The following is a 21182-nucleotide window of genomic DNA, read 5'->3' as shown; positions in this document are numbered from 1 at the left end:
AATGGCGATCGTGTGACAGCGGGGAGCGTCGACACGCGTGGGGGTACAGGGACTCAATAGGGTTCGAACAGACTTCGTGTCCCTACCATTTGGAGCTTTCGTGCACCGCAGAATCATCGCGCCGGGCGCACTCGCTGCGGCTTCCGTGTTGCTGGCGATCCCGGCATCCGCCGCGAGCTACTCCCCCGGCGCACCGGGCATCGGCGACCCCTACTACCCGGCCTACGGCAACGGCGGATACGACGTCTCCCACTACGACGTCCGGCTGACGTACCAGCCGGCCACGGACGAGCTGGAGGGTACGGCGACGATCCTGGCGAAGGCCACGCAGGACCTGTCGCGCTTCGACCTGGACTTCCTGCTCGACGTGAGCGAGGTGCGCGTCAACGGCGCCAAGGCGACGTTCGCGACCTCCGGGCAGCACGAGCTGGAGGTCACCCCGAAGTCCCCGCTGGCCAAGGGAACGCCGGTCACGGTCGTCGTCCGCTACAGCGGAGTGCCGTCCACGAAGAGCGCGTACGGCTTCTCCACCTGGCACCGCACCCCGGACGGCGCCGTCGCGGCCGACGAGCCCGAGTCGGCCTGGTGGTGGTTCCCGAGCAACGACCACCCGCTCGACAAGGCGACCTACGACGTGTCCGTGGCCGTGCCGGACGGCACCCAGGCCATCTCCAACGGCACGCTGCAGTCGACGAGTTCGAAGCTCGGCTGGACCCGCTACAACTGGCGTGAGAACAAGCCGCAGGCGACCTATCTCGCCACGCTGGCGCTCGGCAGGTTCGACATCACGACCAGCACCTCCGAGGGCGGCGTGCCGGTCGTCAACGCCTACAGCAAGGACCTCGGCGACAACGACGGGGCGGCGCGGGCGAGCGTGGAGCGCACCGGCGAGCTCGTCGACTGGCTGAGCGGCTACTTCGGGCCGTATCCCTTCAGCTCGGCGGGCGGCTACGTGCCCAACACCACCACCGGATTCGCGCTGGAGACCCAGACCCGCGTCTACTACAGCCCGCGGCAGTTCGCGAACGGCTCCAACACCTCGGTGGTCGTGCACGAGCTGGCGCACCAGTGGTACGGCGACTCCGTGTCCCTCAAGGGCTGGAAGGACATCTGGCTCAACGAGGGCTTCGCACGCTACGCGCAGTGGCTGTGGTCCGAGCACGAGGGCGAGGGCACGACGCAGGAACTCGCGGACTACGTGTACGCCTCGCACCCGGCCGACGACGCCTTCTGGACGGTCAAGCCCGGCGACCCGGGCCCGGACAACCAGTTCGACATCGCCGTATACGACCGGGGCGCACTCGCCGTCCAGGCGCTGCGCAACGAGATCGGCGACGACGCGTTCTTCGCCGTCCTGAAGGGCTGGCCGCAGGAGCACGCGTACGGCAATGCGTCGGTCGCCGACTTCCAGGCCTACGCCGAGCGGGTGTCCGGGAAGTCCCTCACCGCGCTGTTCGACACCTGGCTGTTCCAGCCGTCGAAGCCTGTCGCGCCGACGGCCTCCGTGGCGAAGGTCTCTTCTGTTCCGCCGCAGCCGAAGTCGTGGAAGAAGATCGCGGCTACGAACGACGTGCACGAGGACTGATCGCGAGCGATGGGTGCGGCTCGGGGCGGGTGCCCCGGGCCGCCTGAGCAGCCTTGACGAAGTCCGGTGCGGTATCGCGCCCCGTAAGGGGCGCGGGGCTGTGTCGACATGCGGCTGCGCCGCGTGGGCGCGACCAGCCCGCACCGGCCCGCGGGTTCGTCAGCGCGCTTCCCGCGGAGCGCTCAGCGCGTGGTGGTCCCCGGCTCCGGCTCGGCGACCCGGGCGAGGAGTTCGTCCCGGCCGATCGCGTCGGCCTGGGTGGCCGGCACGGTGCAGGCGTGGGCGCCGGCCACCGCTCCGTACCGGGCGCAGCGCTGCGGCGCCTCGCGGTTCAGCCAGCCGAAGAGGAACGCGGACGCGAAGGCGTCGCCCGCGCCGTTGGAGTCCACCACCGGCGACGCGGGCGCGACCGCCGGTATGCGGGTCAGCTCGTCGTCGGCCAGCAGATAGGCGCCCTCGGCTCCGGCCGTGGCGACGACCACCTCGGCCCGGCCCCGGTCGGCGATGCGGCGCATGGTCCGCTCGGGGTCGGACAGCGCGGTCGTGGACAGGAAGACGACGTCCGCGGTGTACGCGAACGGCTCCTGGTAGGGGTTCTCGCCGTCCCAGTTGTGCAGGTCGGTCGAGATGCTCACGCCGGCCTCGCGCAGCACGGGCAGGGCGTGGGCGCAGGGCTGGGTGATGGACACGTGCGCGTGGCGGCTCGCCTCGGCCAGGACCCGGACCGTGTCCTCGGGGAGGCGGTCGTCGGCGTGGCCGCGGCTCGTGTCGTACAGCGACAGGCGGCGACCGTCCGGGCTCACGAGGTTGACGGCGCGCTTGGTGCCGGCGGGCTGCGGGATCTCGGTGAGGGCGATGCCCTTCTCCCGGTGCAGGGCGCGCACCAGGTCGCCCTCGGGGTCGTCGCCGAGCAGGTCGAGATGGTGGGTGCGCAGGCCGAGGGCGCTCAGACCGAGGGCGACGAAGTCGCCGGTCTGCCCGGCGCGGGCCCGGATCCCGCTGTCGATCATGTAGCTGTCGGCGTACGGGAGCGGCAGCTCCGGCACGTACACGATCGTGTCCACGCCCGCGCCGCCCAGCACGAGGACGTCGGTGTCACGGCTCAACTCGGCCCCTCCCCATGGTCGTACACCGTCACTTCGATGCCCCGCTTCACCAGGCGCTCGGCGATGAGCGGCCCGATGCGGGACCACCTGCCACCGGCCAGGCCGCAGCCTATCCGGGGCATGTGGACGGACGCGCCGAGTTCGATCACCTGGTCGGCCAGGCGGCCCAGCGCCGCGTCGATCGCCTCGTAGCGCACGGGGACGCTTGCTGCCGATGGGGGTCCCCCCGCGCGAGCGAAGCCGAGCGTGGGGGAGTGTGCCCCGCTGGCCCACCATGTTGGCCACCCACACATACGGCTCGACCTGGACGAGCTGGACCGCGCCCAGGCCGAGGTCGTTCGACGCGCGGGCACGGTGCCAGGCGCGGTACGCCGCCTCCGGCTCGGGCCAGCGGCGGGACACGGCCAGGACGAAGCCCTTGCCCCATCCCCCGGTGTCGTTGCAGACATGGGCGATCACCTTGACGCCCTTGACCGACGGCACGGTGGCGTCATGTCGGACATACGTGATCTCCGACATGACGCCATTGTGGGCGACGCCACTGACAGTGGCTGTGACCAGCTAGTTCGTGTGCTTCGAGAGCTCGGTCAGCTCCTGGTCCGCGGACTGGGCGACCCGGCGGCGCAGCGCGAACCAGCCGCCGACCAGCAGGACCGCGATCACCGGGATCAGCAGGAGCGTCTTGCGGCCGACCTCGGGGTCGTTCCACATCAGGCCGAGCACGGCGAGCAGGAAGGCGATCGTGACGATCTCCGTGGCCGGGCTGCCGGGCAGCCGGAAGGAGGGACGGGTGACCAGGCCGGCCTTGGCGCGGCGGACGAAGACCAGGTGGCAGACCATGATGATCACCCAGGTGCTGATGATGCCGAGGGAGGCGACGTTCAGCACGATCTCGAAGGCCTGGCTCGGCATGAGGAAGTTCAGGCCGACGCCGAGGACGCACACCGCGCAGGTCAGCAGGATGCCGCCGTACGGAACCTGGCTGCGGTTCATACGGGCGGTGAACTTCGGCGCGGAGCCCGCCATCGCCATGGAGCGCAGGATGCGGCCGGTGGAGTACAGGCCGGAGTTCAGCGACGACATGGCGGCGGTCAGGACCACGAGGTTCATGACGTCGCCGGCCGCCGGGATGCCGATCTTCGACAGGACCGTCACGAACGGGCTCTGGTCGGCCGAGTACACCGAGCCCGGCAGCAGCAGGGCGAGCAGGACGACCGAGCCGACGTAGAACAGGCCGACCCGCCACATGATCGAGTTCACCGCGCGCGGGACGACCTTCTCCGGCTCGGCGGTCTCGCCGGCGGCGACGCCGACCAGTTCCAGGGCGGCGTACGCGAAGATCACGCCCTGCATGACGAGGACGACCGGCATCGCACCGTGCGGGAGGACTCCGCCGTGGTCGGTGATCACGTGCAGGCCGGGCGTGCTGCCGCCCACGTCGTGCTGCGTGGCCAGCAGGAAGATGCCGATCAGCATGAAGCCGACGAGCGTGGCGACCTTGACGATCGCGAACCAGAACTCCATCTCGCCGAAGATCTTCACCGAGATGAGGTTGACGGCCAGGACCACCGCCAGCGCGATCAGGGCGAGCAGCCACTGGGGGACACTCGTGAACATGCTCCAGTAGTGCGTGTAGAGCGCGATCGCGGTGATGTCGGCGATGCCGGTCGTCGACCAGTTCAGGAAGTACATCCAGCCGGCGACGTAGGCGCCCTTCTCGCCGAGGAACTCGCGCGCGTACGACACGAAGGAACCGGAGGACGGGCGGTACAGGACCAGCTCGCCGAGGGCGCGGACGACGAAGAAGGCGAAGACGCCGCAGACGAGGTAGGCGAGCGCGAGCGCGGGGCCCGCGTTGTGGAGGCGGCCGCCTGCGCCCAGGAAGAGTCCGGTGCCGATCGCGCCGCCGATCGCGATCATGTTGACGTGGCGGTGCTTGAGGTCCTTGCTGTAGCCGGCGTCGCCCGCGTCCGCTGGCGTGCCGGTCGCCTGGGGACGGGCGGCGGCTTGTGGCGTGTGCACGGCATCCTTGCTCACGGGTGGTACCACTCTCTGGTGCGCCCGGGCGTCGTGGGCCCGGGTTTCCGTATGGGCATCGGCCGTGCCTGCCGTTGGTGTCTCGGGCACAGACCGAGCCAGCACCTTCCCAGACAAATCGGACCCCATGCGATGGTTCACGTCACATGGCGTCACTTCTCACACGGTCGTCACATGGTGCGATGCACTGTCCTCGATCATGCGATGCACGGTCGCCAATGGTGCGATCCAGGTGTCACAGCACTGGTGAGACAGCGATACTGCTGCGCATGACGACCGACGCCGAGGAGCCGACCCTCACCATCGACGAGCTGGCCGCCCGGGCCGGAGTCACGGTCCGCACGGTGCGTTTCTACGGCACCAAGGGTCTGCTGCCGCCGCCGGTGATCGGTCCGCGCCGGGTGGGGCACTACGGCGGGGAGCACCTCGCGCGTCTGGCGTTGATCGAGGAGCTGCAGCACCAGGGCATGACACTGGCGGCGATCGAACGCTATCTGCGACGGCTGCCCGCGGATCTGAGCGCGCACGACCTCGCCCTGCACCGGGCGGTGGTCGCCTCCTGGGCGCCGGACGCGGTGGAGACGGTGTCCCGTGAGGAGCTGCGGCGCCGGGCGGGGCGACCGCTGGCCGAGGAGGACGTGGACCGGCTGGTGGCGATGGACGTCGTCGAGCGGGCCGGGGACGGCTACCGCGTCGATCTCGGGCTGCTGCGGCTCGGTGTGGAACTGCTGGACGTGCCGCTCGCCCAGGAGTCGATCCTCGCGGCCAGGAACGTGCTGCTGGAGCACTCGCGCGCGGCGGCGCACGAGCTGTCCCAGCTGCTGCGCGGCGAGGTCTCGGAGCGCGACGCCCGGGCGGTGAAGTCACTGTCCGCGCACATGCAGCCGCTGATCGTGCAGGCGCTGCTGACCACCTTCCAGCGGTCGCTCAGGCAGGAGCTGCGGGAGTGGCTCCCGGGCACGCCCCCGGCCTAGGCGCGCCGGTCCGGTCTCCCCGTCCGGGCTGTGGTGCCCGGACGGGGATGCCGTGTCGCTCGGCGGCAGGTCAGCGCCCGTCCGTGAAGGTCTCTCCCTTGTCCGCCTTCTCCACCAGCAGGGCGGGCGGGGTGAACCGGTCTCCGTAGCGCTCGGCGAGTTCACGCGCGCGTGCCACGAATCCGGGCAGGCCACCTTCGTAGCCGTTGATGTACTGCAGGACGCCGCCGGTCCACCCTGGGAAGCCGATGCCGAAGATGGAGCCGATGTTGGCGTCGGCGACGGACGTCAGCACGCCCTCTTCGAGGAGCTTGACGGTGTCGAGCGCCTCGGAGAAGAGCATGCGTTCCTGCATGTCCTCGAACGGGATCTCGTGGCCGGGCTTGGTGAAGTGCTCGCGCAGCCCGGGCCACAGGCCCGCGCGCCTGCCGTCCTCCCCGTACTCGTAGAAGCCGGCGCCGCCGCTGCGGCCGGTGCGGCCGAACTCGTCGACCATGCGGTCGATGACCGCCTCGGCGGGGTGCGCGGGCCAGGTGCCGCCGGCCTCCTCGACAGCCCGCTTCGACTCGTTGCGGATCTTGCGCGGCAGGGTGAGCGTGAGCTCGTCCATCAGGGACAGCACCTTGGCCGGGTAGCCCGCCTGGGCGGCCGCCTGCTCGATGGACGCGGGCTCGACGCCCTCGCCGACCATCGCCACGCCCTCGTTGATGAAGTGCCCGATCACCCGCGAGGTGAAGAAGCCGCGCGAGTCGTTGACGACGATCGGCGTCTTCTTGATCTGCCGGACGAGGTCGAAGGCGCGGGCGAGGGCCTCCTCGCCGGTCCGCTCGCCCTTGATGATTTCGACGAGCGGCATCTTGTCGACGGGCGAGAAGAAGTGCAGACCGATGAAGTCGGTCTGGCGTTCGACGCCTTCGGCGAGTGCGGTGATGGGGAGGGTGGAGGTGTTGGAGCACAGCAGGGCGTCGGGTTCGACGATGTGCTCGATCTCCTGGAACACCTTGTGCTTGAGCGCGGTGTCCTCGAAGACGGCCTCGATCACCGCGTCACAGCCCGCCAGGTCCCGCGGGTCGGCGGTGGGGGTGATGCGGGCGAGCAGCTCGTCCGCCTTGTCCTGGGTCGTACGGCCCCGGGAGACCGCCTTGGCACACAGCTTCTCGGAGTAGCCCTTGCCCTTGACGGCCGCCTCCAGCGAGACGTCCTTGAGAACGACGTCGATGCCCGCGCGGGCGCACGAGTAGGCGATGCCCGCGCCCATCATCCCGGCGCCGAGCACGGCGACCCTGCGGACCTGGCGGGGTTCGACGCCCCCCGGCCGGTTGGCGCCGGAGTTGACGGCCTGGAGGTCGAAGAAGAAGGCCTGGATCATGTTCTTCGAGGTCTGGCCCGCCGCCAGTTCCACGAAGTAGCGGGCCTCGATGACCTGGGCGGTCTCGAAGTCGACCTGGGCGCCCTCGACGGCGGCCGCGAGGATGTTGCGCGGGGCCGGGTAGGGGGCGCCGTTGGTCTGCTTGCGCAGGCTGGCCGGGAAGGCGGGCAGGTTCACCGCGAACTTCGGGTTGGCCGGGGTGCCGCCGGGGATGCGGTAGCCGGGCTTGTCCCAGGGCTGCTGCGACTCGGGGTTGGCGTCGATGAAGGCGCGGGCCTTGGCGAGCATGTCCTCGGGCGTGGCCGCCACTTCGTGGACGAGCCCGTTGTCCAGGGCGCGCTGCGGGCTGTACTGGGTGCCCTGGAGCAGCACCTTCAGCAGGGCGTCGGTGATGCCGAGCAGGCGTACGGTGCGGACGACGCCGCCGCCTCCGGGGAGCAGGCCGAGGGTGACCTCGGGGCAGCCGATCTTGGAGCCGGGGGCGTCGAGGGCGATGCGGTGGTGGCAGGCGAGAGCGAGTTCGTAGCCGCCGCCCAGGGCCGCGCCGTTGATCGCCGCGACGACCGGCTTGCCGAGGGTTTCGATGCGGCGCAGGTTCCGCTTGATCTCGAGGCCGCCGTCGAGGAGCTCCTGGGCGGTGTCGGGCGTGACCCGGATCAGGTCACGCAGGTCGCCGCCCGCGAAGAAGGTCTTCTTGGCCGAGGTGATGATGACGCCCCGGATGGAGTCCTTCTCGGCCTCCAGGCGATCCGTGGTCACGGCGAGCGACTCGCGGAACGCCTGGTTCATGGTGTTCGCGGACTGGTCGGGGTCGTCGATCACGAGGGTGACGACGCCGGTGCGGTCCTGTTCCCAGCGGATGGTGGTGCTCTTGGTCATGACAGGTGTCTCCGTAGAAGTCTGAGGTCCGCCGGGGAGTTACAGGCGCTCGACGATGGTGGCGATGCCCATGCCGCCGCCCACGCAGAGCGTGGCGAGGCCGTACCGCTTGTCCTGGCGCTCCAGTTCGTCGACGAGGGTGCCGAGGATCATCGCGCCGGTGGCGCCGAGCGGGTGGCCGAGCGCGATCGCGCCGCCGTTGACGTTGACCTTGTCCAGGGACAGGCCCATGTCCTTCACGAAGCGCAGGACGACGGCCGCGAAGGCCTCGTTGATCTCGACGAGGTCGATGTCGTCGATGGTCAGGCCGGCCTTGGCGAGGGCCTTGCGGGTGGCGGGCGCGGGCCCGGTGAGCATGATGGTCGGCTCGGAGCCGGAGACGGCCGCCGAGACGATCCGCGCGCGCGGGGTGAGCCCGTACCGCTCGCCGACCTCCTTCGAGCCGATGGCGACGAGCGATGCGCCGTCCACGATGCCGGAGGAGTTGCCCGCGTGGTGGACGTGGTCGATCTTCTCCACCCAGTGGTACTTCTGCAGGGCCACGGCGTCGAAGCCGCCCAGTTCGCCGATGTCGGCGAACGACGGCTTCAGCTTGGCGAGCGAGTCGGCGGTGGTGCCCGGGCGCGGGTGCTCGTCGTGGTCGAGGACGACGAGGCCGCTGCGGTCCTTCACGGGGACGACGGAGCGCTCGAAGCGGCCCTCCTTCCAGGCCGTGACCGCGCGTTCCTGGGAGAGCGCCGCGTACTCGTCGACGTCCCGCCGCGAGAAGCCCTCGATGGTGGCGATCAGGTCGGCGCCGATGCCCTGCGGCACGAAGTTGACGGCGAGGTTGGTCATCGGGTCGTTGAACCAGGCGCCGCCGTCCGAGGCCATCGGCACCCGGGACATCGACTCGACGCCACCGGCGAGGACGAGGTCCTCCCAGCCCGACCGCACCTTGGCGGCGGCCATGTTGACGGCCTCCAGGCCCGAGGCACAGAAGCGGTTCTCCTGGACGCCCGCCACCGTGTCCGGCAGTCCGGCGGCGACGGCGGCGATCCGCGCGATGTCGGAGCCCTGGTCGCCGACCGGGCCGACGACACCGAGCACGATGTCGTCGATCGCGGCCGGGTCGAGGCCCGGGAAGCGGTCGCGGATCTCGTGGATGAGTCCGACGACCAGGTCGATGGGCTTCGTGCCGTGCAGGGCCCCATTGGCCTTGCCGCGCCCGCGCGGGGTGCGGATCGCGTCGTACACGTACGCTTCGGTGCTCACTGACAAGCCTTTCAACGAGGGTTTCTGCCGAGCGGTATCAGGGGCGGGCGTCGGAGCCGTGGGTCCATCAGGCGCCGTCCGCCAGAAGTCCGGGTATCTCCCAGTCGCGGGCCACGTCCGCCGTGTCGGCGCCTGGTTGTGCGGGGCCGGTGCGGACACTCGTGGGCGTCGCGGAGAAGCGCGGTGCGGGGGCCGGCTGGGTGATGCCGCCGTGGTCGGTGAAGGTGCCGCGGGCGGCCAGGTGCGGGTGGTGCGGGGCCTCGCCCAGCGACAGGACCGGTGCCACGCACGCGTCGGAGCCCTCGAAGACGGCCGTCCACTCGTCCCTCGTACGGGTCCGGAAGCGGGCCGCGACCGCCTCGCGCAGCTCGCCCCAGCGGGTCCAGTCCTTGCGTGCCGGACCGAAGTCCTTCAGGCCGATGAGGTCCAGGAACTCCTCGTAGAACTGCCGCTCCAGGGCACCGACCGCCATGTACTTCCCGTCGGCGGTCTCGTACGTGCCGTAGTACGGACAACCACCGTCGAGGAGGTTGGCCCCGCGCCGGTCCTGCCAGCCGCCCGCGGCGAGCATGCCGTGGATCATCGCGGCGAGGTGGGAGGCGCCGTCGACGATGGCGGCGTCGACGACCTGCCCGGTGCCGCACGCGCGCGCGTGGTGGAGGGCGGCGAGGACGCCGACGACCAGGTAGAGGGAGCCGCCCGCGTAGTCGCCGACCAGGTTGGCGGGCACAGCCGGCGGCTCGTCCGGGTCGCCGATCATCCCCAGGGTGCCGGTGAGCGCGATGTACGCGATGTCGTGCCCGGCGCGGTGGGCGAGGGGGCCCTGCTGGCCCCAGCCGGTCATCCGGCCGTAGACGAGCCGCGGGTTGCGGGCGTGGCAGGCCTCGGGGCCGACACCGAGGCGCTCGGCGACGCCCGGGCGGTAGCCCTCGATGAGGATGTCGGCGCGGGAGGCCAGGTCGAGGACGCGGGCGGGTCCGTCCGTCGCCTTCAGGTCGACGACCACGGAGCGCTTGTTGCGGTTGGTGATGTCGTACGCCGGGTCGATCGCGAGTGCGGCGCCGCCCGGTCGGTCCACCCGGACGACGTCGGCGCCCAGGTCGGCGAGGAGCATGGCGGCGAACGGGCCGGGCCCGATCCCCGCGAGCTCGACCACGCGCACCCCCGAGAGCGGGCCGCTCCCCGGCGTCGTTGCCGCTGTCATCCAGCCCCCTGAAACCGTGAGCGTGACACAAGTGATGTAACACCAGCGATGTTAAGAACACGTTCTACGCAGCACAAGACCTGGGCGAGCAAGCGCTTAGCCAAGTATGTACGGCGCGTCGCGGGTCCGCCGCCCGACAGCGCGCTCGGCCGCGCCGTCATCGCCCGTCCAGCTCCGCCGTCAGCCCGGCCCGACCTGCCGAGGCGGGCGACTCGCGCGTTTCCTCCCACTTCTTCAGGGCGTTCCTGGGCTCGGCCACCTGGCACCTCCGGGCTCGTCGTCGGGCTCCGCACTCCTCACGCTAGCCTCAGCCACCGACAGCGGCGCGGCTGCACGAGGCAAGGGGTGTCATGAGCAGGCTGACCAGGACGGACCGTCCGTACGACATCGTGCTCTTCGGAGCCACCGGCTTCGTCGGGACGCTCACCGCGGAGTACCTCGCCGCCCACGCGCCCGAGGGCCTGCGCTGGGCGATCGCAGGCCGCAGCGAGCGCAAGCTGGAGGAGCTGCGCAACCGGCTGCCCGGCGGCGCGGAGATCGGGCTGCTGCGGGCGGACGTGTCCGACCCGGCCTCGCTGCGCGCACTCGCCGAGCACGCGCGCGTGGTGGCCACGACCGTCGGCCCGTACATCAGCTACGGCGAGGAGCTCGTCGCCGCCTGTGCGGAGAGCGGCGCGGACTATCTCGACCTCACGGGTGAGCCGGAGTTCGTGGACCTCATGTACGTCCGCCATGACGCACGCGCGCGTGAGACCGGCGCGCGGCTGGTGCACGCGTGCGGTTTCGACTCGGTCCCGCACGACCTGGGCGCGCTCTTCACGGTGCGGCAGCTTCCGGAGGGCGTGCCGCTGGCGGTGGACGGCTTCGTGACGGCGGACGCGACCTTCTCCGGTGGCACGTTCGCCTCGGCGCTGAACCAGTTCGCGCGCGGGCGGCAGATGGTGGCCGCCGCACGGGACCGCGGACGGCACGAGCCGCGGCTCGTGGGCCGCCGGGTCTCGGCACCGACGGGTGCGCCCCGGTTCGCCGGGGAGCTCGGCGCCTGGGCGCTGCCCCTGCCGACCATCGACCCGCAGATCGTGCGGCGCTCGGCGAAGGCCCTCGAGCGCTACGGCCCCGACTTCCGCTACCGGCACTACGCGGCCGTACGGCACCTGCCCGTCGCGGTGGGCGGGGTCGCCGCCGTGAGTGCGCTGGCCGCGGCCGCCCAACTCCCGCCCGCACGGCGTTGGCTGTCCGGCAGGCTCAAGCCCGGGGACGGGCCGAGCGCGGAGAAGCGGGCGAGGAGCTGGTTCTCCGTGCGCTTCGTCGGCGAGGGCGGCGGCCGGCGGGTGTTCACCGAGGTCGCGGGCGGCGATCCCGGGTACGACGAGACGGCGAAGATTTTCGCGGAGTCGGCGCTCTCCCTGGCCTTCGACGACCTCCCGCCGACGGCCGGGCAGGTCACGACGGCGGTGGCGATGGGCGACGCGCTGACGGAGCGGCTGCGCCGAGCGGGGATCACCTTCCGGGTGGCGGCCGCCTTTTGACGAACCGGACGGCACCGTCTGACGAACCGGACGGCACCGTCTACGAACCGGAGGGTGCCTTCTGACGAACCGGACGCTCTTACAGCGGCCACTCCGCCACGGTGTAGATCATCCCGCCGATCCAGGCCAGCCCCGCCAGCACGGCGAGGATCAGCGCGGCCGTCACGGCGCGCTCGACGGGCCGGTTCGGGTCGGCGAGGGGCTTCGGGGAACAGTGCGTCGTCATGCGGCCCAGCCTGCCGGTCACGCGGGCCGGGCCACATCCGTACGGATACTCAGAACAACTACTCAGAGCGGGTACTCGGCAGCCAGGCCGGCACCACTACGCCCTGGAACCCGGCGAAGGATCCGTCGCCGGCGACTCCGTCCACGACTCGGAGTACCGCGAGGTGGGCGCCTGGCGCGTCGTCGCCTCCTGAAGCGCCCGCCGGCACAGCGCGTCCGCTCTGCGGGTGGTCTCGGGGAGCCGGTAGGCGGGGGTGAGCGCGAGGGTGTGGGCGCAGGCGTTGTCCAGGCTCACCCGGTGGCCGACGGAGACGAAGACCGGCTTGACGGCGTCCCGGGTGCGCAGGGCGCGGCCGACCTCCTCGGCGCCCGCCATGAGCGGCGCCGAGGTTCCGCGCCGGGTGCCGGGATCGTCGTACGTGAAGGTGAACGGGTTCTTCGCGACGCCGATCGTGGGCAGGCCGGTGAGGACGCCGAGGTGGCTGGCGAGGCCGAAGCGGCGGGGGTGGGCGAGGCCGTAGCCGTCGCAGACGACCAGGCCGGGCGGGCAGGGCAGGGCGTCGAGGGCGGCGAGGACCGTGGGGATCTCGCGGAAGGCGAGCAGGCCGGGCACGTACGGGAAGGAGATCCGTCCGACGGCCGTGGCCTCGGCGACGACGTCGAGGCTCGCCGCGTCCAGGACGACGGCCGCGGCCGCGACGACGTCCCGCTCGTCGTCGTAGGCGACGTCGACGCCGGTCACGTGCCCCGTCCCGGGCGGCGGTCCCGGCTCGTCGAGCACCACGCGCCCGCGCAACTCGTCCTGGACGGCGCGGGCCTGCTCGTCGGTCGCGGGCCAGCCCGCGGGAATGCGTACGGTCGTCATGGTGATGACGAGCGTACGGCCCGCTGAGCCGCGACCGGCCGTCAGTCCTCGCGGCCGAGGGCGCGCTGCAGTTCGGTCTTGTTCATGTCCGAACGGCCATGAATGTTGCGCCGCTTGGCCTCCTCGTAGAGCTGGTCGTAGGTGGGGCCCTGGGAGCCCTTGCCGGACCGCAGGCCGCCCCTCCTGCCGGACGACATGTCCTGCGTCGAGATGCGGCTGGCGGTCTTCGACTCGCCGGACCGGGCGCGTTCCTTGTTGACCGTGCGTGCCGCGATCTCCTTGGCGCGCTCGGTGCTCTCGCCCCGCTCCTGCGCGCTCTCCTTGATGTGCTCGTACTGGCGTTCCCGCTTGGGGCTCGAACCGCGTGGCATGTCGGGTCACTCCCTTCACGACTGCGGGACGAGTACCCAGTTCGCACCCCATGCGGCAACTCGGGACGGGATCAGTTCTCCAGGCGGGCCACGCGTCCCGTCTCGCCCGCGGCCCAGCAGCCCAGGTCGGGAGCGCAGTCCACGGTGTCGTACGAGCCCCTGTCGACCGTCCGCCAGGTGCGGCCGCCGTCCGTCGTCAGGTCCGTGCCGGTGGGGCCGACCGCGAGGGCGGCCGTGCGGCTGTGCGGGAGCCAGGTGACGCCGGAGCGGTACGCGGGCGGGGACGCGGTGGTGGACTGCCAGGTGCGGCCGCCGTCGGAGGTGCGTGCCGCCGCCTGTGGGGACGGCTGGTCCGCGCGGTAGTCGCCGCCCACGGCGAGGCCGTGCGTACGGTCGCGGAAGGCGAGCGCGAAGACGCCGCGGGCCGGGTCGTCGGCCGGGATGGGGGTGTCGGCGGCCGTCCAGGTCAGGCCGCGGTCCGCCGAGTGCAGTACACGCGCGCGTGCACCCCCGCCGGTGGCGAGCCAGACGTCCCGCGGCCCGGACGCGACCAGGCACTGGCCGCTCGCGGCGAAGCCCGCCTCGCCGTCCAGCGCGGCCGGCATGCCGTCGCTGGGCAGGACCTTCCAGGTGCGGCCGCCGTCGCCGGTGGACAGGATGCGGAACTTGCCGTCCACCGGGTCGCTCATCGCCAGGCCGTGGCGGTGGTCGAAGAAGGTGAGGCAGTCGTAGAAGGCCTTCGCGTCGGTGTTGCGGAAGGACTCCGTCCAGGTCGTTCCGCCGTCGTCGGTGCGGTACACGCGCGACGCCTCGCCCTCGCCGATGGCCAGCACCACGGCGCGTCGCGCGTCGAACGCCTCGATGTCCCGGAACTGCAGGTCGGCCGCGCCCGGCGGCGAGACGTTCCGCCAGCTCGCCCCACCGTCGGTGGTACGCAGGACCGTGCCCCCGGTGCCGGACACCCAGGCGGTGTCGCGACCGACGGCGGACAGCCCGCGCAAGCGCGCCTCGGGAACGCCGGTGTCCTTCGGCGCCCAGTGCCAGGACCGGTGCGCCGGCGCGTGCGCCTGGGCCGGTACGGCGGCGAGCGCGGCCAGCGCGACTCCACACACCCCCGCGGCCAGCAGCCGCTGCGTCCGTCTCGTGCGTCTCGTCTTCCCCAAGTGACCCGAGCGTCTCATGGCGGGCGAAGCTAGCCGACTCACCCAGCCGCGTCCAGAGTGCCTCCGGTCGCCCCAAGTGCCTTTCGGGGCACGGGAGAAGCTCCCCGTCACTCCCGTGGTTGAAGGCGGTGACCGAGGTCACTCGGAATCCGGGTGCACGGATCGGCCGGTTCCGACGTCTCCTTAAGTGCCCGGTCCCGTCCGCCCGGAAGTCCGTCCGCCCGGAAGTCCGTCCGCCCGGAAGTCCGTCCGCCCGGAAGTCCGTCCAGTCGTCACTAGGGAGCAAGGCGTTGTCCACCGTCATCGAGCAGCCCGTAGAGGCCCGTCTCGTCGCCGCCGCGCCGCGGATGCCGAGCATTCCCGCCACCCTGCGCTACGACCGGCGTGACCCGTTCGCCGTCCGCATGTCCTTCCCGGCCCCGGCCACCCTGGAGGGCGTCGACGTCTGCTGGACGTTCGCGCGAGACCTGCTGACGGCCGGCCTCGCCGGCCCCGAGGGCCACGGCGACGTGCGGGTGCGGCCGTACGGGTACGACCGCACCGTCCTGGAGTTCCACGCGCCCGAGGGCACCGCCGTCGTGCACGTCCACTCGGCCGAGATCCGCCGGTTCCTCCAGGCCACGAGCGAGCTGGCGGCCGTCGGCCTGGAGCACCTCCACCTCGGCCTGGACCACGACCTGGCGGAGCTGATGCGGGACGCCTGCTAAGCGCTCCGCTGGAAGCGCGGTGACGATCCCGCGGGCCGGTGGGGGCTGGTCGCGCCCGCGCGGCGGAGCCGCAGATCAAAACAGCCCCGCGCCCCTTGCGGGGCGCGATACCGCACCGGACTTCGTCAAGGCTGCTTAGCGCGCGCCTCCCAGCAGGGCGTTGAGCTCACCGTAGTCGATGCCCCCGGCCAGCGCGTCGTACGTCCCCGTGCCGAGCAGCTCCCGTGCGGCGCGGCGGACCACGGCGTGCGCGGCCTGGGCGATGCCCGCGCCGGCGCTCACGCGGGCGACCCCGAGCCCGGCGAGTTCGGCGACCGGGAGGGCGCCGGGGCCGACCATGACGTTCAGCGGGCCGTCCACGCCCTCGGCGAGGAGCTTGACGGTCTCCGGGTCGACGGCCCCGGGGACGAAGATCCCGTCGGCGCCCGCGGCGAGGAACGCGGCGGCCCGTTCCAGGGTGAGATCCACTCCCCCGGCGCCCCGCAGGAAGGTGTCGATACGGGCGTTGACGAACAGCGGCACACCCTCCGCGTCCGCGGCGGCACGGGCGGCCGCAATACGCTCGGCCTGCTCCGCGACCGGCCGCAGCGGCTCCGCGCCGCCGTACAGCGCGTCCTCGATGTTCACACCCACGGCGCCCGCCGCGAGCACCGCGCGGACGGTCCCGGCGACGCCCTCCGGGTCCTGCGCGTAGCCGCTCTCGATGTCCGCGCTCACCGGTACGCGGACCGCGGACGCGACGGCCGCCACGGCGGCGACGGCCCGGTCGCGCTCCAGCCGGTCGCCGTCGGCCGCGCCCAGGGCCCAGGCGAGCCCGGCGCTGGTGGTCGCCACCGCGGCGGCTCCGGCATCCTCGACGATGCGGGCACTCGCGGTGTCCCAGGCGTTCGGCAGCACGAGCGGGCGTCCGGGGACATGCAGGGCGCGGAAGGCGAGGGCGCGGTCACGAAGGGTGCTCTGGTTGGTCATGGCGACCACTCAAGCAGCGGCACCGCGGGGTCGGCTGGCGGGAATCCGACATCAACGTGAGTACTCCCCCGCGCTCCCCCGCGCGCGTTAATTCGATTGACGCTCCCTGAGGGGTCCTCGTACGGTGCAGAGCGTTCCTGTTGCCGTCGATCGGAGAAGGACGTTGCTCGTCTGAGGTCCTGAGACACCGCTGCACACACCTGAGGTGTGTGCCTGCCGTGCGACCTCGGCGTCCGAGCCGTCCTCCGGAATTCCGGCACAAGGCTTCTGTTGGTTGCCCCGTGGTGTCTCGACATGCGTTTGCCCTGACCACATCAAGCAACCGCGAGGCCTGTATGTCCGCTTCCGTCACCTGTACGTCCCTCTTCTTCGCCTGGCCCGACGGCACCCCCGTCTTCGACGGCCTCGACACCGCCTTCGGCCCCGGCAGAACCGGACTCGTCGGCGTCAACGGATCCGGGAAGTCCACCCTGTTGAAGCTGATCGCCGGAGAGCTCACCCCCGCCGACGGAACCGTCCGCGTCGCGGGCGAGGTCGGCTACCTCCCGCAGAACGTCACGCTCGACACCGCCCTGCGCGTCGACGAGGCGCTCGGCATCGCCGCCCGGCGAACCGCGCTGCACGCCATCGAGGCGGGCGACGCGTCCGCGGAGCACTTCGACGTCGTCGGCGACGACTGGGACGTCGAGGAGCGCGCCCTCGCCGCCCTCGGCGAACTCGGCCTCGGCCACATCGGCCTGGACCGCACGATCGGCGAGGTCTCCGGCGGCGAGTCGGTGCTCCTGCGCCTGGCCGCACTCCTGCTGAGCCGGCCGGACGTCCTCCTCCTCGACGAGCCCACCAACAACCTCGACCTGTACGCGCGCCAAAGGCTGTACGCGGCCGTCTCCGCCTGGCCGGGAGTGATGGTCGTGGTCAGCCACGACCGCGAACTCCTGGACCGGGTGGACCAGATCGCGGATCTGCGCTCCGGCCAGATCGTCTGGTACGGCGGCACTTTCTCGGCGTACGAGGAGGCGCTCGCCACCGAGCAGGAGGCCGCCGAGCGCATGGTGCGGGTCGCGGACGCCGACCTGCGCAAGCAGAAACGCGAACTGGCCGACGCGCAGGTCAAGCTGGCCCGGCGCAAGCGGTACGGCCAGAAGATGTTCGAGCAGAAGCGCGAGCCGAAGATCGTCATGGGGGCGCGCAAACGTGCGGCGCAGGAGTCCGCGGGCAAGCACCGCATCATGCACGAGGAGAAGCTCGCCGAGGCGCGCGAACGGCTCGACGAGGCGGTGGAGGCCGTACGGGACGACGACGAGATCCGTGTCGACCTGCCGTACACCGCCGTACCGCCGGGCCGGACCGTGCTCACCCTCCAGGACCTGGAGCTCGCGTACGGCGCGCGGGTGGCCGGCGGCCTCGACCTGCGCGGCCCGGAGCGGGTCGCACTGATCGGGCGCAACGGCGCGGGAAAGACGACGTTGCTGCGCACGATCGCCGGGGAGTTGGCGCCGGTCGCGGGTGAGGCGAAGCCGCATGTCCCGCTGCGGTTCCTGCCGCAGCGGCTCGACGTGCTCGACGGTGAGCTGACGGTCGCCGAGAACGTGGCCCGGTTCGCGCCGGGCGCCACGAACAACCGGGTCCGGGCCCGACTGGCCCGCTTCCTGTTCCGCGGCGCCCGCGCCGACCAGAAGGCGGCGACGCTCTCCGGCGGCGAACGCTTCCGGGCCGCCCTGGCCGCGCTGATGCTGGCGGAGCCCGCGCCACAGCTGCTGCTGCTCGACGAGCCGACGAACAACCTCGACATGGCGAGCGTGCGGCAGCTGACGACCGCTCTGGAGTCCTACGAGGGCGCGCTGATCGTGGCCAGTCACGACCTGCCCTTCCTGGAGTCCCTGGGCATCACCCGCTGGCTGCTGCTGGACGGAGAGCTGCGGGAGACCATGCCGGAGGAGGTCGGGTAGCCACTGCGGGCCCGGCCGCCGTGTCTCAGGAGGGCTACAGCCTGACAATGGGGGTGTTGTCCGCGCGGATCCGCCCTGCATGATGGCGGACCGGCGCCGCATCATGGGTGCCGAGTACACACAGCCGATACGGAGACCCCTCGTGCCCAGCAAGAAGGCCCTCGTCCGCCGCCCCAGCCCGCGCCTGGCCGAAGGCCTGGTGACCCACATCGAGCGGGAGAAGGTCGACGTCGAGCTCGCGGTCGAGCAGTGGGAGGCGTACGTGGCGGCGCTGCGTACGCACGGCTGGGAGACGATCGAGGTGGACCCGGCCGACGACTGCCCCGACTCCGTGTTCGTCGAGGACACGGTGGTCATGTACAAGAACGTGGCCGTGATCACCCGGCCCGGCGCCGAGGCCCGGCGCGAGGAGACCATCGGGGTCGAGGAGGCCGTGGCCCGGCTGGGCTGCTCGGTGAACTGGATCTGGGAGCCGGGCACGCTGGACGGCGGCGACGTACTGAAGATCGGCGACACGATCTACGTCGGCCGGGGCGGGCGCACCAACGCGGCCGGCGTGCAGCAACTGCGGGCCGCCTTCGAGCCGCTGGGGGCGCGGGTCGTGGCGGTGCCCGTGAGCAAGGTGCTGCATCTGAAGTCGGCGGTCACCGCGCTGCCCGACGGAACGGTCGTCGCGCACATCCCGAAGGTGGACCGGCCGTCGCTGTTCCCGCGTTTCCTGTCGGTGCCCGAGGAGTCCGGCTCCCACGTGGTGCTGCTCGGCGGCAGCAAGCTGCTGATGGCCGCGAGCGCCCCGAGGACGGCGGAGCTGCTCACCGATCTCGGCCACGAGGTGGTCGCGGTGGACATCAGCGAGTTCGAGAAACTCGAGGGCTGTGTGACCTGCCTCTCGGTACGACTGCGGGACCTGTACGCCTGACCGGGTGAACCGGGCTCCTCGTTCAGCCCCGGGACCTGCGGGTCCCGGAGCTGCCGCGACGCCCGGGACGATGGCCCGGAATGCCCGGGCAGGTGGGCTGATCAGCAGTCTTTACGCAGTACTTAACCTACGGCAACGTAACCTACGGCTTCGTAGCCTACGATTCCGTAAGTTCCGGCACCGCTCGCCGACTCGTTCCACCTTGCATCGCGTCCCCCTGGAGTTTTCCTGTGACGATCACCTCCCCGCACCTCGGCAGCCCTGCTGTGTGGACCGACGCCAAGCTCTTGTACGCGCTTGAGGAAGTCGTCGAGACGGAGCTGAACCGTCACCTGAAGGTCGCCAAGGACTGGATGCCGCACGAGTACGTGCCCTTCAGCGACGGCCGCAACTTCCCCGGCATCTTCGAGGACGGCGAGGCCTGGGGCAAGGAGCAGTCCAAGGTCACGGAGATCGGCCGCATCGCCCTGGTGGTGAACCTCCTCACCGAGGACAACCTGCCCAGCTACCACCACGAGATCGCTTCCCTGTTCGGCCGGGACGGCGCCTGGGGCACCTGGGTGCACCGGTGGACGGCGGAGGAGGGCCGGCACGGCATCGTGATGCGGGACTACCTGCTCACGTCGCGCGCGGTCGACCCGGACAAGCTCGAGCAGTTCCGCATGGCACACATGAGTGAGGGCTTCGAGTCGGACAACCGCCACTCGATGCTGCACTCGGTGGCCTACGTCGCCTTCCAGGAGCTGGCGACCCGCATCTCGCACCGCAACACCGGGCACCAGTCCGGCGACCCGGTCTGCGACCGCATGCTGGCCCGCATCGCGACCGACGAGAACCTCCACATGGTCTTCTACCGGAACCTGCTGAAGGCGGCCTTCGAGCTGGCCCCCGACCTGACCATGCAGGCGGTGCGGGACGTCGTCGTGGACTTCCGCATGCCCGGTCACGGCATGCCCGGCTTCGAGCGGGCCGCCGCGCAGATGGCGATCGGCGAGGTCTACAACCTGCGCATCCATCACGACGACGTCATCCAGCCCGTCCTGCGCTACCTGAAGGTCCTGGACATGGACGGCTTCGGCCCCGAGGGCCGCCAGGCCCAGGAGGAGCTCGGCATGTTCATGGGCGGCCTCGACGCGGAGGCCTCGAAGTTCGACGAGAAGCTCGCGGCCCGCAAGGCGCGGATGGTGGCGCGGGCCGCGGGCTGACCGCGTTCGCGCGCGGCGGGCCGGGATTCTCTCAGAAGTGCCTCGCACAACATGCGGGTTTCGAGAGGACTTTTGCGAGTGGCGACCTGCGGAAATGTGATCACCCTGGGGGCTGTCGCAGAACTCTCACAGATGAACATTTATGAGAGTTACCGTGTGTGACGTCTGTTGCCGGTGGTCGCCCAGCTGTGACTTAGCACGCGAGCTGGCGCCTTCGCGCTTGAATTGGCGCCAGTTGGCACTTGGGTTGCTGATTGCGCTGTCGGTAGTCAGGGGCCGCCGACGGCGCGCGCCGTCGGGCCCGGTGGCTCCCTGATGCCACAGGACCCGACAACATGCAGAAACCTGGGCTCTCGCGCCCAGGTTTCTGCTGGCTGCTTCCGATCAGACGGGTGCAGGGGTCGAAGGTAACCGCGCCCCCTTCCGACACTCAGGTGCTCCGAGCGTGCGGGAGGCACCGCGGGCCGGCGTCCAGGAGAGGAAGACGCAGAGGGTTCTCAGCCGAGGCGGTACCCGCCGACGGCGCTGACCGTCTGCGGGTCGCGGTGGTCGAAGACGAGGCTGGCGCCGGTGTCCAGCGCGGCGATGCGGTCCATCTCGTCGCCGGTCAGCTCGAAGTCGAAGACCGCGAGGTTCTCGGCCATGCGCTCAGGTCGCGTGGACTTGGGGATCACCACGACACCGCGCTGGGTCAGCCAGCGCAGTACTACCTGGGCCACGGACTTGCCGTGCGCCTCGCCGATGGCGCTGAGCGTCGGGTCGCTGAAGATGTTGTTTCGGCCTTCGGCCAGCGGGCCCCACGATTCGATCTGCACGCCGCGCTCGGCCATGAGGGCCTGGTCGTCGGCGCGCTGGAAGTACGGGTGGGTCTC

18 protein-coding genes and 1 pseudogene are annotated in these 21182 nt (G+C 71.3%); 7 read left to right on the top strand and 12 right to left on the bottom strand.

What is annotated here, in order from left to right:
- Window positions 1–100 precede the first annotated feature (100 nt).
- The gene (locus ABT114_RS00095; protein ID WP_351136816.1) at window positions 101–1585 is read left to right on the top strand and encodes a M1 family metallopeptidase; all 1485 of its coding nucleotides are present in this window, start codon (window positions 101–103) and stop codon (window positions 1583–1585) included.
- Between the two features lie 182 nt (window positions 1586–1767).
- Here the strand turns inward: ABT114_RS00095 and ABT114_RS00090 are convergent, their stop codons facing one another.
- The 3 genes and pseudogenes from ABT114_RS00090 to ABT114_RS00080 form a co-directional block, all read right to left on the bottom strand.
- Window positions 1768–2691: an adenosine kinase gene (locus ABT114_RS00090; RefSeq protein WP_351136814.1), complete on the bottom strand. Its 924-nt coding sequence runs from the start codon at window positions 2689–2691 to the stop codon at window positions 1768–1770.
- Window positions 2688–3210: pseudogene (locus ABT114_RS00085) on the bottom strand (macro domain-containing protein). The gene ABT114_RS00090 and the pseudogene ABT114_RS00085 overlap by 4 nt, the downstream one beginning before the upstream one ends.
- A 42-nt stretch (window positions 3211–3252) precedes the next feature.
- Window positions 3253–4728, bottom strand: a complete 1476-nt coding sequence (locus tag ABT114_RS00080; RefSeq protein WP_351136812.1) for an amino acid permease — start codon at window positions 4726–4728, stop codon at window positions 3253–3255.
- 269 nt (window positions 4729–4997) lie between these two features.
- Between ABT114_RS00080 and ABT114_RS00075 the strand changes: the two genes are divergently transcribed.
- A complete protein-coding gene (locus ABT114_RS00075) occupies window positions 4998–5702 on the top strand; it encodes a MerR family transcriptional regulator (protein ID WP_351136810.1) in 705 nt (234 codons plus the stop codon).
- Window positions 5703–5772: 70 nt separating this feature from the next.
- Here ABT114_RS00075 and ABT114_RS00070 read toward each other — a convergent pair whose 3' ends face one another.
- From ABT114_RS00070 to ABT114_RS00060, 3 genes are all read right to left on the bottom strand, one after another.
- A complete protein-coding gene (locus ABT114_RS00070) occupies window positions 5773–7950 on the bottom strand; it encodes a 3-hydroxyacyl-CoA dehydrogenase NAD-binding domain-containing protein (RefSeq protein WP_351136808.1) in 2178 nt (725 codons plus the stop codon).
- Window positions 7951–7989: 39 nt separating this feature from the next.
- Window positions 7990–9204, bottom strand: coding sequence for an acetyl-CoA C-acetyltransferase (locus tag ABT114_RS00065; RefSeq protein WP_351136806.1), 1215 nt, complete (start codon window positions 9202–9204; stop codon window positions 7990–7992).
- Window positions 9205–9271: 67 nt separating this feature from the next.
- On the bottom strand, window positions 9272–10408 hold the full coding sequence (locus ABT114_RS00060) for a CaiB/BaiF CoA transferase family protein (protein ID WP_351136804.1): 1137 nt from the start codon (window positions 10406–10408) through the stop codon (window positions 9272–9274).
- A 350-nt stretch (window positions 10409–10758) separates the two neighbouring features.
- Here ABT114_RS00060 and ABT114_RS00055 point away from each other — a divergent pair, with 350 nt between their 5' ends.
- Complete coding sequence (locus ABT114_RS00055) at window positions 10759–11937, top strand: saccharopine dehydrogenase family protein (protein WP_351136802.1); 1179 nt, start codon at window positions 10759–10761, stop codon at window positions 11935–11937.
- A 79-nt stretch (window positions 11938–12016) separates the two neighbouring features.
- Here ABT114_RS00055 and mmpA read toward each other — a convergent pair whose 3' ends face one another.
- The 4 genes from mmpA to ABT114_RS00035 all read right to left on the bottom strand — a co-directional run bounded on the left by mmpA (window position 12017) and on the right by ABT114_RS00035 (window position 14579).
- Entirely contained in the window at window positions 12017–12163 is a 147-nt protein-coding gene (gene mmpA / locus ABT114_RS00050; RefSeq protein WP_351136800.1) for a morphogenic membrane protein MmpA, read from the bottom strand.
- A 96-nt stretch (window positions 12164–12259) separates the two neighbouring features.
- Window positions 12260–13027, bottom strand: a complete 768-nt coding sequence (locus ABT114_RS00045; RefSeq protein ID WP_351136798.1) for an endonuclease V — start codon at window positions 13025–13027, stop codon at window positions 12260–12262.
- Window positions 13028–13068: 41 nt separating this feature from the next.
- Window positions 13069–13398, bottom strand: coding sequence for a plasmid stabilization protein (locus tag ABT114_RS00040; RefSeq protein WP_351136796.1), 330 nt, complete (start codon window positions 13396–13398; stop codon window positions 13069–13071).
- 71 nt (window positions 13399–13469) lie between these two features.
- A complete protein-coding gene (locus tag ABT114_RS00035; protein ID WP_351136794.1) occupies window positions 13470–14579 on the bottom strand; it encodes a WD40/YVTN/BNR-like repeat-containing protein in 1110 nt (369 codons plus the stop codon).
- 272 nt (window positions 14580–14851) lie between these two features.
- Here ABT114_RS00035 and ssgD point away from each other — a divergent pair, with 272 nt between their 5' ends.
- Window positions 14852–15268: a spore wall synthesis regulator SsgD gene (gene ssgD / locus ABT114_RS00030; protein WP_351136792.1), complete on the top strand. Its 417-nt coding sequence runs from the start codon at window positions 14852–14854 to the stop codon at window positions 15266–15268.
- Between the two features lie 135 nt (window positions 15269–15403).
- Here ssgD and ABT114_RS00025 read toward each other — a convergent pair whose 3' ends face one another.
- Window positions 15404–16237 carry an isocitrate lyase/PEP mutase family protein gene (locus tag ABT114_RS00025; protein WP_351136790.1) on the bottom strand — a complete coding sequence of 278 codons (834 nt, stop codon included), beginning with the start codon at window positions 16235–16237 and terminating at the stop codon, window positions 15404–15406.
- 335 nt (window positions 16238–16572) lie between these two features.
- On the opposite strand from ABT114_RS00025, the gene ABT114_RS00020 reads away from it, so the two are divergent.
- From ABT114_RS00020 to ABT114_RS00010, 3 genes are all read left to right on the top strand, one after another.
- A complete protein-coding gene (locus ABT114_RS00020) occupies window positions 16573–18186 on the top strand; it encodes an ABC-F family ATP-binding cassette domain-containing protein (RefSeq protein ID WP_351136788.1) in 1614 nt (537 codons plus the stop codon).
- Between the two features lie 142 nt (window positions 18187–18328).
- Window positions 18329–19105 carry a dimethylargininase gene (ddaH, locus tag ABT114_RS00015; protein WP_351136786.1) on the top strand — a complete coding sequence of 259 codons (777 nt, stop codon included), beginning with the start codon at window positions 18329–18331 and terminating at the stop codon, window positions 19103–19105.
- A 230-nt stretch (window positions 19106–19335) separates the two neighbouring features.
- On the top strand, window positions 19336–20310 hold the full coding sequence (locus ABT114_RS00010; RefSeq protein WP_351136784.1) for an acyl-ACP desaturase: 975 nt from the start codon (window positions 19336–19338) through the stop codon (window positions 20308–20310).
- 497 nt (window positions 20311–20807) lie between these two features.
- Here the strand turns inward: ABT114_RS00010 and ABT114_RS00005 are convergent.
- Window positions 20808–21182: aldo/keto reductase (locus ABT114_RS00005; protein ID WP_351136782.1), on the bottom strand; the 375-nt coding region annotated here is incomplete at its 5' end.

It is taken from the genome of Streptomyces sp. NPDC002088 (assembly GCF_040296605.1).
Classification (GTDB): domain Bacteria; phylum Actinomycetota; class Actinomycetes; order Streptomycetales; family Streptomycetaceae; genus Streptomyces.
This window is presented reverse-complemented; position numbering and strand designations above follow the sequence as displayed.